Source organism: Streptomyces sp. NPDC016640 (genome assembly GCF_043076215.1).
Taxonomy (GTDB): domain Bacteria; phylum Actinomycetota; class Actinomycetes; order Streptomycetales; family Streptomycetaceae; genus Streptomyces.
The window spans coordinates 47,642-62,260 of the sequence record NZ_JBIBRG010000013.1 but is presented as its reverse complement, the minus strand read 5'-3'; the positions used below and the strand labels follow the sequence as shown (position 1 = coordinate 62,260).

General features: G+C 73.5%; 10 protein-coding genes and 1 pseudogene. 6 read left to right on the top strand and 5 right to left on the bottom strand.

The annotated features are described in order from the left end of the window. Nucleotides 1-220: 220 nt before the first annotated feature. On the top strand, nt 221-1,429 hold the full coding sequence (locus ACF07S_RS24805; RefSeq protein ID WP_391963096.1) for a glutamate--cysteine ligase: 1,209 nt from the start codon (nt 221-223) through the stop codon (nt 1,427-1,429). Between the two features lie 88 nt (nt 1,430-1,517). Continuing rightward, complete coding sequence (locus ACF07S_RS24800; protein ID WP_391963095.1) at nt 1,518-1,964, top strand: ATP-binding protein; 447 nt, start codon at nt 1,518-1,520, stop codon at nt 1,962-1,964. Nucleotides 1,965-1,988: 24 nt separating this feature from the next. Here ACF07S_RS24800 and ACF07S_RS24795 read toward each other — a convergent pair whose 3' ends face one another. Further along, nucleotides 1,989-4,667 (bottom strand): SpoIIE family protein phosphatase, encoded by a 2,679-nt coding sequence (locus tag ACF07S_RS24795; protein WP_391963094.1) that lies wholly within the window; start codon nt 4,665-4,667, stop codon nt 1,989-1,991. A 404-nt stretch (nt 4,668-5,071) separates the two neighbouring features. On the opposite strand from ACF07S_RS24795, the gene msrA reads away from it, so the two are divergent. Continuing rightward, entirely contained in the window at nt 5,072-5,584 is a 513-nt protein-coding gene (gene msrA / locus ACF07S_RS24790; protein ID WP_391975140.1) for a peptide-methionine (S)-S-oxide reductase MsrA, read from the top strand. Between the two features lie 50 nt (nt 5,585-5,634). On the opposite strand, the gene ACF07S_RS24785 is transcribed toward msrA, so the two are convergent. Beyond that, nucleotides 5,635-6,108: a carboxymuconolactone decarboxylase family protein gene (locus tag ACF07S_RS24785; RefSeq protein ID WP_391963092.1), complete on the bottom strand. Its 474-nt coding sequence runs from the start codon at nt 6,106-6,108 to the stop codon at nt 5,635-5,637. 175 nt (nt 6,109-6,283) lie between these two features. Between ACF07S_RS24785 and ACF07S_RS24780 the strand changes: the two genes are divergently transcribed. After that, nucleotides 6,284-6,508 carry a hypothetical protein gene (locus ACF07S_RS24780; RefSeq protein WP_391963091.1) on the top strand — a complete coding sequence of 75 codons (225 nt, stop codon included), beginning with the start codon at nt 6,284-6,286 and terminating at the stop codon, nt 6,506-6,508. Between the two features lie 21 nt (nt 6,509-6,529). Here the strand turns inward: ACF07S_RS24780 and ACF07S_RS24775 are convergent, their stop codons facing one another. Beyond that, on the bottom strand, nt 6,530-9,103 hold the full coding sequence (locus tag ACF07S_RS24775; RefSeq protein ID WP_391975139.1) for a discoidin domain-containing protein: 2,574 nt from the start codon (nt 9,101-9,103) through the stop codon (nt 6,530-6,532). Between the two features lie 520 nt (nt 9,104-9,623). On the opposite strand from ACF07S_RS24775, the gene ACF07S_RS24770 reads away from it, so the two are divergent. Continuing rightward, nucleotides 9,624-11,903, top strand: a complete 2,280-nt coding sequence (locus ACF07S_RS24770) for a catalase (RefSeq protein WP_391963089.1) — start codon at nt 9,624-9,626, stop codon at nt 11,901-11,903. Between the two features lie 242 nt (nt 11,904-12,145). Further along, nucleotides 12,146-13,327 (top strand): spore photoproduct lyase family protein, encoded by a 1,182-nt coding sequence (locus ACF07S_RS24765; protein ID WP_391963088.1) that lies wholly within the window; start codon nt 12,146-12,148, stop codon nt 13,325-13,327. Between the two features lie 237 nt (nt 13,328-13,564). Here the strand turns inward: ACF07S_RS24765 and ACF07S_RS24760 are convergent, their stop codons facing one another. Together ACF07S_RS24760 and ACF07S_RS24755 are read right to left on the bottom strand one after the other, a co-directional pair. Continuing rightward, the gene (locus ACF07S_RS24760) at nt 13,565-14,017 is read right to left on the bottom strand and encodes a phospholipase (RefSeq protein ID WP_391963087.1); all 453 of its coding nucleotides are present in this window, start codon (nt 14,015-14,017) and stop codon (nt 13,565-13,567) included. Nucleotides 14,018-14,378: 361 nt separating this feature from the next. Further along, nucleotides 14,379-14,555, bottom strand: a pseudogene (locus ACF07S_RS24755) (RICIN domain-containing protein); the annotation flags it as partial. Nucleotides 14,556-14,619 lie beyond the last annotated feature (64 nt).

Sequence of the window (14,619 nt, the reverse complement as noted above, 5' to 3'; positions counted from 1 at the left end):
CCGATCGCCTCCTCCGGCATATCTGTGATCGCCGGGTGACCGACTCCTCCAGCGCTCCCCGCCGGGACATCGACCGCCTGGCCGCCGCACCTCGGACCGGAGGCCCGCGATCCGTGGGCGTGCCCACCGCGCGCCGGGGCACCCGGCACCATGCCGCATCCACAGCCGGTCACCCGAGGACCGGCGGGAGGCGGTGCGGGACTACGGCGAGGAGCCGGCGGTGACGGTACGCATCGGGACCGAGGAGGAGTTCCACGTGGTGGACGTGGAGACCGGCCTCCCGATGCCCCGCGCCGACGCGCTGCTCGCACGGCTCGGCGGATCCGGCTTCACCCGCGAGCTGCACCGGACGGTGGTGGAGCACAACAGCCAGGTGCACGACACCCTCGACGACCTCCACGCGGACCTGTCCCGCTCCCGGCGCCGGCTGGCCTCGACCGCCGCCTCCCTGGGGCTGGCACCCGTGGCCGCCGGCACCGTCCCGCTGGCCGGCACGACCTCCGGCGACGTCACCGACGACCCCCGCTACCGGCGCATGGCCGACGACTACCGCCGGGTCGTCGACGAACAGCTCATCTGCAGCGCCCAGGTGCACGTCGACGTACCGGACCGGGACACCGCGGTGCGCGCCATGTGCCCGGTGTCGCCCTGGCTCCCGCCGCTGCTCGCCCTGACGGCCAGTTCACCGTTCTGGCTCGGCACCGACACCGGATACGCCGGCTGGCGCACCATGCTGTGGCAGCGCTGGCCGACCGCGGGACCCGTCGGCTGCTACGGGAGCGCCGCCGAGTACGACGCCGCCGTGGACGAGCTGATCGGCTCGGGGGTCATCACCGACGCCGGGATGCTGTACCACGACGTACGGCCGTCGGCGCATCAGCGCACACTGGAACTGCGCATCTGCGACGCCTGCCCACGGGTCGAGACCGTGGTGCTGGTCGCCGGCCTGTTCCGTGCCCTGGTGCGCGACGCCCTCGACCGTCTGGAGCGGGGGGAGGCCCCCCGGTGCGACGGACACCACGAGTGGCTGCGCGCCGCCGCCTGGCGGGCGGCGCGCTCCGGCCTCGAGGGACCGCTCGTCGATCCGCGGACCCGCCGCCCGGCCCCCGCCCCCGACGTGCTGCGCGCCATGCTGCACCGGCTGCGCCCGGCCCTCGAGGCGTCCGCCGACCTCGCCACCGTGCGCGGGCTGCTGGAGGAGGCCCTGCGGGAGGGGAGCGCGGCGCACCGGCTGCGGCGGACGGCGCGGCGCGAGGGCCTGGTCGCCGGCACCGCCGTGCTGGCCGCCGAGACCCGCGGCGGCCGTCTCCCGCCCGGAGCGTCCGGCCGGCGTGACCGGTGTCCCCCCGCCCCGCCGGACACCGCCCGGGCGCCCACTCCCACGGCCCCGGCGCCGCCGGCCGATCCGGCTGTCGGCCGGGCCCCGTGATGTCCGGGACACCTGTCACACTTCAGTGGCGTGCGGGGGAGCGATCCGGGTAGTCGCGCGATGTGATCGGTGAGTGAGGGCGGACCGGATGGAACCAGTTGTTCCTGTCGACCAAGGGGGCAGGGTGCAGGGCACACCGGGGCCGCGGGCTTCGTACGCCTTGGAGGAGGACGGCGCCTGGATAGCCCAGGCCCGCCGGTTCGCCGCCGCGTTCCTGGCCCGGGCGTGCGCCGAGGACGGCGTTCCGGTGTCCACGCGCGCCATGGAGATCACCCAGCTCGTGGTCAGCGAGCTGGTCACCAACGCCCGCAAGTACGCGCCGGGCCCCGTCGGGCTGGACCTGCGGATCTCCGGTGACGTGATCGAGGTGATCGTCCGGGACGGCAACCCCGTGCCGCCGGTTCCCCGGGACGCCGACCCGGGCCGGGTCGGCCAGCACGGACTGGAGATCGTGATGGCCGTCACCCAGGCCCTGCACGTACGGCGGGAACCGGCGGGCAAGAGCATCACGGCCCGCATCTCCCTGCTCGCCTGAGCCCCGGCCGGCGCAGGAGCCGGCTCACCCGCCGTCGGACCGGCGCTCGGCCGGCAACGGCTGTTCCGTCCAGATGACCTTGCCGTTCGCCGTGTACCGCGTGCCCCACCGGTCGGCGAACCGGGCGACGAGGAAGAGCCCGCGCCCGCCCTCGTCCGTGGTCGTCGCACGGCGCAGATGCGGGGAGGTGCTGCTGCCGTCGGACACCTCGCAGATGAGGGAGCGGTCCCGGATGAGGCGTACGCGGATCGGAGGCGACGCGTGGCGGACGGCGTTGGTGACCAGCTCGCTGATGATCAGCTCCGTGACGAAGGCCTCCTCCTCCAGGCCCCAGCCGGCCATCGTCCGGTTGACGGCCGCGCGCACCACGCCGACGGCGGACGGGTCGGAGGGCACGTCCCAGGCGGCGGCACGGTCGCCGTCCAGCGCGCGCGTACGGGCGATCAGCAGCGCGACGTCGTCACGGGGGCGCTCGGGCAGCAGCTCCCGCAGCACCGCGTCGCAGGTCTCCTCCGGGTCGCCGGCCGAGCCGGTCAGCGCCCGCCGCAGCAGTTCCAGACCCTCGTCGATGTCGCGGTGGCGGTCCTCCACCAGCCCGTCGGTGTACAGCACCAGGCTGCTGCCGGGCGGCAGCCGCAGCGCCGCGGTCTCGAACGGGAGACCACCGAGACCGAGCGGCGGACCGGCGGGTACGTCGAGGAACTCGGCCCGCCCGTCCGGATGGACGACGGCGGGCTGGAGGTGTCCGGCGCGGGCCAGGGTGCACCGTCCGGTCGACGGGTCGTAGATCACGTACAGGCAGGTCGCCCCGGTGACCGGCGCGATGTCGCCCTCCCCGCTCTCGTCCAGGTCGATCCTGGTGACGAGCTCGTCCATGTGCCACAGCAGCTCGTCGGGGGGCAGGTCGAGGGTGGAGAAGTTGTGCACCGCCGTGCGCAGCCGGCCCATGGTGGCGGCGGCGTGCAGCCCGTGGCCGACCACGTCGCCCACCACCAGCGCCACCCTGGCGCCGGGAAGCGGGATGACGTCGAACCAGTCGCCGCCGACCCCGCCGCGTCCCGCCTGCGCGGGCCGGTAGCGGTGGGCGACCTCGAGCGCGTTCTGCTCCGGCAGCGCGCGGGGCAGCAGGCTGCGTTGCAGCGTGGCCGCCATGGCGTGCTCGCGGGTGTAGCGGCGTGCGTTGTCGATGCTCACCGCGGCGCGGGCCACCAGCTCCTCGCCGAGCGCCACGTCGTCCCCGTCGAACGGCTCGGGCCGGCGTGAGCGCCAGAACGTGACCACGCCCAGGACGACGCCGCGGGCGCGCAGCGGCACCGCGATCAACGAGTGGATGCCGGACTCGACGACCTTCCGGGCCCGCTCGGGGTCCGGTTCGTGCCAGCCGCCGAAGCCGGTCATGTCGGGTTCCAGGACCGACCTGCCCGAGCGGAAACCGGCGCCCTGGGGCGTGGCGGGGGAGAAGCGGATCAGCTCGTCGAGCGGCAGGAACGGGATGTCGTCCCGGACGCCCCGGAACGCGATCCGGCGCAGCCCCGGGTCGCCCTCCGAGGGTTCCTCCCCGCGCAGCACGGGCTCCGCGAGATCGACGGCGGCGTAGTCGGCGAACCGCGGGACGGCGAAGTCCGCCAGCTCCTGCGAGGTGTGGACGACATCGAGGCGGCTGCCGATGCGCAGGCCGGCGTCGTACAGCAGCCGCAGCCGCTGCCGGGCCACATCGGCCCGGCCCGCGAGGTCCTGCAGCTCGGTGGTGTCCCGCAGGGTCACGACCGTGCCGGAGGGTCCGCCCTCCCGGTCGGTCGGGCGCTGGCTCACGGCCAGGAGCCGGCCCCGGGCGATGTACACCTCGTCGGTGGCCGCGCGGCCCTCGGCGAACAGCCGGGCCAGGTCGGGGTCGACCCCGGCGGCCGACGCGGTGCGTCCCTCCGCGTCCGGGGGCAGGTCCAGGAGCCGGCGGGCCTCGTCGTTGGCCAGGACCAGCCGGCGGTCGCCGCCGACGATCAGCACGCCCTCACGCACCGCGTGCAGCACGGCGTCGTGGTGTTCGTACATCCGTGTCATCTCGGCCGGTTCCAGCCCGTGCGTCTGCTGCCGCAGCCGCCGGCTGACCAGGCCCGTCCCCAGCACCGACAGCCCGAGGGCGACGCCGGTGGCACCGAGCAGGAGGGGCACCTGGTGATCGGCGGTCTCGCTGATCCGCTCCAGGGTGATGCCGGCGGAGACCAGCCCGAGCACGGCCCCGTCGGAGCCGGTGACCGGCACCACCGCCCGTGTGGACGGCCCGAGCGTGCCCGTGACGGTCTCCCGGACGGTGCCGCCGTCCGCCGCGGGACCGATGGTGCCGATGTAGCGCCGGCCGATCTGCTCCGGATCGGGGTGGGTGTGGCGGATGCCGCGGGGGGTCATCACGACGATGAAGTCCACCCCCGCGGCCCTGCGCGCCGCCTCGGCCCGCGGTTGCAGCACCGCGCTGGGATCCTCCGCGGTCAGCGCGCTCCGGACCCCCGGAGCCTGGGAGAAGGTCCACGCCACGGCGAGGGCCCGGTCGCGGGCCTCGCGCTCGCTGTCGGCGCGCGCCTGGAGCACGAGGGCCGCCGCCGCGGCGAGGGCGAGGAGGAGCACGATCACCACTTGCAGGGCGAACACCTGGTGGGCGACGGGGCGCGCGGTCACCACCGGGCGGAGGCGGCCGAGGAAACCGGCCATGACACTTTTCTAGCATCGCCGCTCGGGCGGGCGCGAACGGTCGGGGCGGCCGCCCCGGCGCCCCCGCGCGCGGCCGGCCCCGCGCGTCCCGTCGTACGGGCACCGGGCGCACCGGCGCATCCGCCGGGCCGCACTGGGCGGATCGAGTGACGGGCCGCGCCGACGGCCGACGCGCGACGGCACCCGGCCCCCGTCCCGGCTCCCGTGCAGCCGCACCGCCTCCTCGACGCGCTCGCCGGCCGACAGCTCCCCGGCCACCCGGGGCCGTGTGTGCGAGGGCCCGGAGGGGTCGTGTTCCGGCCCGCTGTTCACCGGACCGGGCCCGGCCGGAACAATGGTGTCCGCGACGGGGTTCTCACCGGTGGACGCCGCAGGACACGTGGGAGAGGGAGAAGGGCGACGAGATGACGAGGACCGAGGAGAGGGCACTGCTCGCGGGCGGCTGCTTCTGGGGCATGCAGGAGCTGATCCGCACGTTCCCGGGCGTGCTGAGCACGCGGGTGGGATACAGCGGCGGTGACGTGCCGAACGCGACGTACCGCGACCACGGCACCCATGCCGAGTCGATCGAGATCACCTACGATCCCGCCGTCACCGACTACCGCACGATCCTGGAGTACTTCTTCCAGATCCACGACCCGACCACGAGGGACCGGCAGGGCAACGACATCGGGCTGAGCTACCGCTCCGCCGTCTTCTACCTCGACGACGAACAGAAGCGCGTCGCCGAGGACACGATCGCCGACGTCGACGCGTCGGGGCTGTGGCCGGGTCCCGTGGTGACCGAGGTCGCGCCGGCGGGCCCCTTCTGGGAGGCCGAACCGGAGCACCAGGACTACCTCCAGCGCTACCCGGACGGCTACACCTGCCACTTCGTACGCCCCGACTGGCGTCTGCCGAAGCGCGCGGAGGTCTGAGCGGCTCCGCTCCCGCTCCGCCCCCGTGCGGAGCGGGGGCGGAGCGCCGGTCAGCCGAACTGCCCCGGCCGGTAGTCGCCGGCCGGCTGCTGGTTGATGACGTTGATGCGGTTGTAGGCGTTGATGACGGCGATGAGGGAGATCAGGGCGACGAGCTGGTCCTCGTCGTAGTGCTCGGCGGCGGCGGCCCAGGCCCCGTCGCTCACTCCGCCGGCCGCGTCGGTGATCCGGGTGCCCTGCTCCGTCAGCTCCAGCGCGGCGCGCTCGGCCTCGGTGAAGACCGTGGCCTCCCGCCAGACGGCCACCAGGTTCAGGCGGACCGAGGTCTCCCCGGCGGCGGCGGCGTCCTTGGTGTGCATGTCGGTGCAGGCGCCGCAGCCGTTGATCTGGCTGGCGCGGATCTTCACCAGCTCCTGGGTGACGGACGGCAGCGGGGAGTCCGTCACCGCCCTGCCCGCCGAGTTGATGTGCTTCAGCACCTTGGCCGCGAGGGGGTTGCCGAAGAAGTTGACACGCGCGTTCATGAGGATCTCCTTGCCGACTGTGTGGTGACACCGCACTGACGGACCGGATCCGCGAGGTGTGACAGGAATGCGAGTGTGACGTACGTCTCTTCGTCGGCCGGTGCCGTGCGCCGGGCCGACCGCCGGGCACCGGACGACCGATAGCCTGGCCGCGTGAACGGGGAGCGGAGCGTCGGTGAGTGAGCGTCGGGAGCGCGACTGGACGGACATGACGCCCGGGGATTTCGACCGAGACGCTCCGCTGTGCCTCAATGTGGGGACCGGCCCCGTCGTGGTGCCGGCCGAGCCGGACGAGTGCGGCACGGCGCCGCTGTTCGGGGAGGCGACCCCGGCGCGGCGCACCGACTCCCGCCGTGCCCCGCGCCGGACCGCCCCCGCCGAACAGGGGCAGTTGTTCTGAGTCCGGCGCGGGGCGTCACCCTCAGGGGAACCGGGTGACCTTGGACGGGACGGTGTCCGTGCCCGACGTGGGCGCGCCCGTGTCATTGATGACGTGGCGGTACTGCCCCTTGCCGCCGAGCGAGACCACCTGCAGGTGCCGCATCCTGATGCCGGGTTTCACCGGCACCTGGAATCCGTGGTGCTGCACGATGGTGTCGTCGGAGGTGTAGTTGCAGTAACTGCCGAGCGCCCAGGCCTCGTGCTCGTTCACCGAGTCGGCGACCTTGTAGGCCGCGTATCCGACGATGCCGTCATGGGTGATGGCGGCCTCGTCGGGGGCGTCGTAGGCCTTCTCGTTCTGGAAGAAGATCGTACGGCCGCGCTCTCCGTTCCAGACGACGTCGTACTTGTTGAAGTGCTCGACGAACAGGCCCGTGGTGAGGACGTCGTCGCCGTTGACGCGCAGGCCGTAGTCGGCGCGGTTGGTCTCCCAGCCGACGCCCTCGCCGTGGTCGGCGCGCCAGATCCAGGTGTGGTCGATCAGCACGTCGTCGCTGTTGACCACGACCGAGTCGGTGGCGCGGCCGGGACCCGCTCCGCCGATGCGGACGAAGACGTCCTGCATCGTGGTGGGGTTGGCCGAGTGGTCGGCGGAGGCGCCGTCGGGGCCGATCCGCAGCAGCGTGTCCGAGTTCTGCGGTCCGGCGTCGATCAGGAAGCCGGCGAGCCGGACGCCGTCCACGTCCGCCACGTGCATGGCGTCGACGCCGCCGTCCGGGATGATCGTCGCCAGCCCGAGACCGAGCACCACGGTGTTGGCCCGGTCGACCTCGATGGTCCGGTCGATGTGGTAGACACCCGGCGTGAACAGCAGGTTGAGGCCCTGGTCGAGCGCGGCGTTGATGGTCGCCGCCGTGGCGCCCGGCTTGACCACGTAGAACCGGTCGAGCGGAAGGGACGTGCCGCCCGCGTTGGCGGGCCAGGACACACCGCGGGAGCCGGTGCGCTTGGCGGGCACGAACACCTTGTACTCGTTGCCGTCCAGGTAGAGGAACGGCTTCTCGCGGGAGATCGGGGTGGTGTCGAACGTGGTGTACGGGCCGGTGTCGAAGTTGGTCGCCGGAGCGCCCTGGACGCCGGTGAACGTCATGTTCCACACGCCGTTGGTCCAGCCGCCGACGCTGCTGTCCCGGGTGTACCACTGCTGCTGGGAGTACGGGCCGACGGTGCCGTCGATCTTCGAGTCGGCGATGTAGCCGCCGGAGGCCCAGCCGTAGCCGTTCGGGGCGAGGTTGAGACCGCCCTTGACGTGGATCCGGCGGAACGGGGCGGCCTGGGCGACCGCCCACCGGTTGGTGCCGTTGACCGGGTTGATGGCGAGGTTCTCCGCCGAACGCCAGAAGTTCTGCGTGGCGTTGCCGTTGAACCAGCCGGCGTCCACGGTGATGTCACCGTTGATCTGGACGTCGTCGGGGTTGAGGCCGAGCCCGGAGACCGAGGTGTAGAAGCCGAGTTGGGCGTTGATGTTGTCGTACGTGCCCGGCTTCAGCAGGAACTGGTAGCGCCCGCTGCCGAACTGGCTCTCCTCCTGCTGGGCGAAGACCTGGTCGAACTTCTGCTGCAGACCCGGCGTCGACGGGTCCACGACGATGACGTTGGGTCCCAGGTCGCCGCCGCCCTCGATCGGACCGGTGCCGTCCGAGGCGGTGTGCACGGCGACCTCCCACAGGGAGTAGCCGTACCCGGTGGCGCGGGCCGTGCCGAGGACGCGGACGTACCGGCCCGAGCCGCTCACCTCGTAGGAGGCCCGGCCGCCGGTGGCGCCGGTCACGGACGTGAGCGTGCTCCAGTTCAGGCCGTCGGCGGAGGCCTCGATCCGGAAGTCCTTGGCGTAGGCGGCCTCCCAGTTCAGGTCGACCTTGCACAGGTCCTGCACCCGGCCCAGGTCGACCCGCACCCACTGCGGGTCCGAGGCCTGGCTCGACCAGCGGGTGCCGGCGTCACCGTCGAAGGCGGCCGAGGCGGGGGTGCCCGCGTTCTCCGTGGAGGAGGCGGCGGCGGGCTTGCCCCGGGCCGCGTCGGCGGCCGAGCAGGCGGCGGGCGGGGCGGCGCCGCCGGTGCCGAAGACCTGGAACTCCCACAGGGAGTAGCCCCAGGCGGTGGCCCGGTCCAGGCCCTGCATCCGGACGTAGCGGGCCTGTCCCGACACGTTCACGGTGTCGGTGCCGCCGTCGCTCCCGGTCACGGTCCCGGCGTCGGCCCAGCCGCTGCCGTCCTGCGAGAGCTGGATCCTGTAGTCCTTGCCGTGGGCGGCCTCCCAGTTCAGGACGACCCGGGAGACGGACGCCACGGTGCCGAGGTCGACCTGCAGCCACTGGTCGTCGCTCGCGGCCGACGACCACCGGGTGCCCGTGTCGCCGTCCACGGCCCCGCTCGCGGGCGTTCCGGCGTTCTCGGTCGAGGAGGCGGTGGCCGTCCTGCCCTGGGACAGCAGGGCCTCGGCGGCCGCGGCCGGGGTCTGTGCGGCGGGCAGGGTGACGAGCGCCGCCGTGGCGACCAGCGCCGCTCCGAGGGCTCCGCGTCTCAGACGGCTCGATTGCTTCGGATGTCTCATGCGTCAGCCTTCCGCTGGTGCGGTGTCGGGGATGCGGGCGAGCCCGCGTGCGCGCGGGCCGTGCCGTCCGGGCGGCGGGTGGCGCGAGCGCCCGGCTCTTCGTGGGTGAGGGCATGCCGGAGGACGAACACGACCGCACGGCCGCTTAGTTCAGGCTTTGATTTAAGTGGTGAGACATTGCCCGGGCAAGCCCCTGGACGGGAATTGGTGAACCGGCTCCCGTCCGGCCGGTCGCGGCGGTCCAAAACTTCATGCCTTGACTCCCGGCCCCGGGGTAGGCGGGCGTGGCGGCCGGATCCGGCGAGGGAGGGCGGACAGGGGTGTGCGGGGCGCGGGTGCTGCGGGGCCGGCGGTCCACCCCGGCGGGGCGGGCGCCGCTGCGGCGGTGGCCGCCCCGTGAGATGCCGACGCGAACCGATGCCCTTTTCATGCCGTACGCCCTGTCGGGCCGCCCGCAGTCGGCAACCGAACACCCGGGCCGCCGTCCGCGGCCCGGCCCGAAGCGGAGGAGTGTCACCCCATGAGCGAGGCCCATCCCGTCAAGCGGGCAGCGAAGAAGATCACCGACAACCTGCGGGAAGCCGGCTCCTCGCCGGCGGACGGGATCCCCGGCAGGCCGGCCTCCGAGTCGCCGGGCGTGGCCGAGCCGACCGAGCCCCGCGAGCCGCTGCCGCCGAAGCCGGACCAGAGCGGCCCGGACACCGTGTCGCCCACCGGCCGGCCCACCGGGGCCGACCAGGCCCGGGTGGCCCAGTCCGGGAGCCGGCTGACGAACGCGCAGGGCACGCGGCTGTACGACACCGACCACTCGCTGAAGGCGGGCCCGCGCGGCCCCGTGCTGCTCCAGGACCACCACCTGCGCGAGAAGATCATGCACTTCGACCACGAGCGCATCCCGGAGCGCGTGGTCCACGCCCGCGGCGCGGGCGCGCACGGGGTCTTCCGGAGCTATGGCACGGCCGCCCCGGTGACCAAGGCGGGATTCCTCGCCGCGGACGTCGAGACACCGGTGTTCGTGCGCTTCTCCACGGTGGTCGGTTCGCGGGGATCCGCGGACACCGTCCGCGACACCCGCGGGTTCGCGACGAAGTTCTACACCAGCGAGGGCGTCTTCGACCTGGTCGGCAACAACATCCCCGTCTTCTTCATCCAGGACGCCATCAAGTTCCCGGACGTCGTCCACGCCGCGAAGCCGCATCCCGACCGGGAGATCCCGCAGGCGCAGAGCGCGCACGACACCTTCTGGGACTTCGTCTCGCTGCACACCGAGGCGACCCACCACACCCTCTTCTTCATGGGTGACCGCGGCATCCCGCGCTCCTACCGGATGATGGAGGGCTTCGGCGTCCACACCTTCCGGCTGGTGAACGCCGAGGGCGCCACGACGCTGGTGAAGTTCCACTGGAAGCCGAAGCTGGGCGTGCACTCCCTGGTGTGGGACGAGGCACAGCTCATCAACGGCGTCGACCCCGACTTCCACCGCCGGGACCTGGCCGACGCGATCGAGGCGGGCGCGTACCCGCAGTGGGAGCTGGGCATCCAGATCTTCCCCGACACCCCGGAGCAGACCTTCGAGGGCATCGACCTGCTGGACCCGACCAACATCGTCCCCGAGGAACTCGCCCCGGTGCAGCCGGTCGGGCTGCTGACCCTGAACCGGAACCCGTCCAACTTCTTCGCCGAGACCGAGCAGGTCGCCTTCCACGTCGGCCACCTCGTGCCCGGTATCGACGTCACCGACGACCCGCTGCTCGCGGGGCGGCTGTTCTCGTACCTCGACACGCAGATCACGCGCCTGGGCGGCCCCAACTTCCCGCAACTGCCCATCAACCGGCCGCAGGCGCCGGTCAACGACATGCTGCGCGACGGCATGCACCAGACGGCCGTGCACCGGGGCGTGGCGCCGTACCGGCCCAACTCCCTCGACGGCGGCTGCCCGTTCACCGCGGGCGCGGACGCGGGCGCGTTCGTCGAGGCGCCGGTGCGCATCCCGGAGGCGTCGAAGGTGCGCGAGGCACCGGAGTCGTTCGCGGACCACTTCAGCCAGCCCCGCCGGTTCTGGCTGAGCATGAGCCCCGTGGAGCGGGAGCACATCATCGGCGCCTACACCTTCGAACTGGCCAAGTGCTACGAACAGGCCATCAGGGAACGGACGCTTCAGGTCCTGGCCAACATCGATCCCGAGCTGTGCGCCGGTGTCGCCGCGGGCCTGGGCCTGCCCGCTCCGGAGCCCACCGTGCCGCTCGCCGACGTCCGGCCGAGCCCGGCCCTCTCGCAGATCGGGGGGACCTGGCCGGTGGACGGCCGCGTCATCGGCATCGTCGCCGCCCCGGACGGCGACCTCGACGGTGTCCACGCGGTACGCGACGCGGTGCTCGAAGGGGGCATGATCCCCCTGGTCGTGGCGCCGACCGGAGGCACGCTCGGCACCGGCCGGAGCGCGCTGACGGCGCAGCGCAGCTACGTCACCGCGCGGTCCGTCGAGTTCGACGCCGTGCTGCTGGCGGGCACGCCGGCCGTCGGCGACGACGCCTACGGCGCACGCGACGCCAAGGGCGTCCCCTCCGCCGCGCAGCTGACGGCGACCGACCCGCGGATCACTCTGCTGCTGTCCGAGGCGTTCCGGCACGGCAAGGCGATCGGGGCGTGGGCGGGCGGCGAGGCCACCCTCGAAGCGGCCGGCGTCCCCGCCGGCGCACCCGGCATCGTGATCGCCGACTCCGGCCCCGCCGCCCTCGAGCGGGTCCGCGAGCTGCTGGCCTCGCACCGGGTCTGGGAGCGCTTCGCCACCGGGTCCTGACGCCCCGCGTCCCACGCGGAGTGCCGGCGCCGCTCCGCGCCGCGTCCGGTCGGCGGCGCGGTGGGGCCGCTCCCGCGGCGCCGTTCCACGGCGGGGGGGGGGAGTGCCCCGCCGCACGGCGGGACCGCGGGGCATCGCCTCACCGTCGTACAGTGGGAGGGACGGGCGTGCCCCGCCGGCTCCGCCACGGCCGGCCGGCGGGCATCCCGTACCGCCTCCCCGTCCGAGAAGCCGGCGCGCACATGCACTCCCACCCCTCCCCGCCCCACGGTTCCCAGGAACCGCTCTTCGGCCTCGACGCGATGGCGCGGGGTCCCCGGCCCGAGCCGGCCCCGTCCGGCGGCGCCTTCCGGGACTCCGCGCAGGCGCGCCGCCTCCTCGCGATCCGGGAGATCCACGCCGAGCCCGCCGCCGCCGCGTCCCCCCGCGGCCGGCAGATCATCGCCCGCTTCCCCGAGGCCCGGCTGATCGAGGTGGACTCCCACTGGCGCGTCCCCGAGCTGCACGGCAACGAGGGCAGCGCCGACCGCTGGATGCGGATCAAACGCGAGACCCTGGTGCTCGGCGTGAAGAAGACCCTCACCACGCGCCCCAACGGCCGCTCCGCCGACTGGATCGCCCCCGGCCCGTCCAACGGCTGCGCCCTGTCCTGCGTGTACTGCTACGTCCCCCGCCGCAAGGGCTTCGCCAACCCGATCACCGTCTTCACCAACATCGACCGCATCATCGCCCACCTCGGACGTCACATCGCCGCCCAGGGGCCCAAGCGGGAGCCCAACCAGTGCGACCCCGAGGCGTGGGTGTACGACGTCGGGGAGAACGGCGACTGCTCCGTCGACGCCCTGATCTGCGACAACACGGCCGACCTGGTGCGTGCCTTCCGTGACTGGCCCACCGCCAAGGCGTCCTTCGCGACCAAGTACGTCAACCCCGACCTGCTGGGACTCGACCCGCGCGGCCGCACCCGCGTCCGGTTCTCGCTGATGCCGGCCGACGACTCGCGCCTGCTGGACCTGCGCACCAGCGCCGTCGACCGGCGGATCGCCGCCGCCGCGGACTTCCTCGACGCCGGGTACGAGGTGCACTTCAACCTCTCACCCGTCGTCGTCCGCCCCGGCTGGCAGGACGACTGGGCGCAGCTGTTGCGGTACATGGACGACGTACTGCCGCAGCGCGTCAAGCGGCAGGCGCTGGCCGAGGTCATCATGCTCACGCACAACGCGGACCTGCACGAGGTCAACCTCCGCTGGCACCCGCGCGGCGAGGACGTGCTGTGGCAGCCCGAGACGCAGGAGACCAAGCGCTCCCAGAACGGTGCCCTGAACCTCCGCTACCGCGCCGACGTCAAGCGCCGGGCCCTCGCGGAACTGCGCGAGCTGGTCACCCGGCACGCGCCCTGGCTCGGTGTCCGGTACGCCTTCTGACGGCGGCCCGACGGCAACGCTCCGGCGTTGTCGCAGGTCACCGCCCGGTAACGGAAATCAGGCTGGGGCAGCCCGGCCAAGCGATTCCTGCTGAGGAGACGGCCCCGGACCTGCGTGGTCACGCGCTGCCGGCCGCGGACGCGACCGTGGCGCACGACGGCGCCGGCGTCGTGGGTGACCCGTGCCGGACGCCGCCGGTCCGTCGGGCGGCGGCGGCCGGCACGGTGAGCGGGAGGATCAGCCGAAGGCCTTGACGGCCTGGTAGTACGTCCACGCGGTGCTGTCGCAGGCGTTCTTCGTCGCGCCGCTGTAACGGGCGCAGACGCGCTTGAGGTCCTCGTGGAAGGCGTTGTCCAGGCGCGCCTTGTTGGCGCCGAAGGTGCCCATGGCCTTGTAGTTGCGGTAGCCGAAGTCGTGCCGGGCACACGATGCCGAGAAGGGGAAGCCGAACGGGTTGTCGGGGGAGGTCGAGCAGTAGTCGGTGCTCCAGTTGAATCCGTAGGCGGCCCAGGCGGACTGGTTGGCCCGGGCCGCGGCCCAGAGGTTGTGGCTCGACGCGCTGGTCTGCGTCCAGCCGGCGAGGACCTGGGCCTTGTCGGCGGGCGCGGCGTCGGCGGCCGTGGCGGTGGCGAGAACCGTGGCCAGGGCCAGGGCCGGGGCGGCGAGCGCGGTGGCGATTCTGCGGGTCATCCCAAACCTCCATGGAGCTGCGGTCCGACCACCGGGCCGCAGGTGCATGACAAGACAATGCCAGGTGCCGATGTCCTTTCACACCGCCCCGGCGCCAATGATCCGTTAACTTTCGGCTCGCCCGCCGATGCGCCCGGCGCCGTCCTGCCGGGCCCGCGGCGCACCCCGCCGCGGGTGCCGGTGGTCATCGGCGTCGACACCTCCGGCTCGGGAACCCCGGCCGCGTCCCGGACCACCCGCCCGACCGGGCCCGCGCCGTGACCATCGGGCCGGGGCCCGGTGAGCGGCGGCGGGGCCCGGCCCGGTGCGCGCGGTACCCGGCGGCCGACGCGGACCGGTCACCGGCGGGCAGGCGATCCGGTCAGTCCGTCACGTCCGTGACCCTCCAGCGCTGATGGGCACCGGAGTTGGGCTGCCAGGTGGTGACCGCGGCGCCCTCGTGCGTGGCCTGGCCGCCGACCTCCAGGAGGCGTCCGGTGGCCGCGTTGACCAGGGTCCGGGTGCCGTCGCCCGTGGTGGACATGATCCACTCGGCGGCCCCGGTCGCCAGGGCGGTGAGGCCGGCGGCGGTGAGGAGCCGTCTGCTGCGGGTGCGGCGTGCC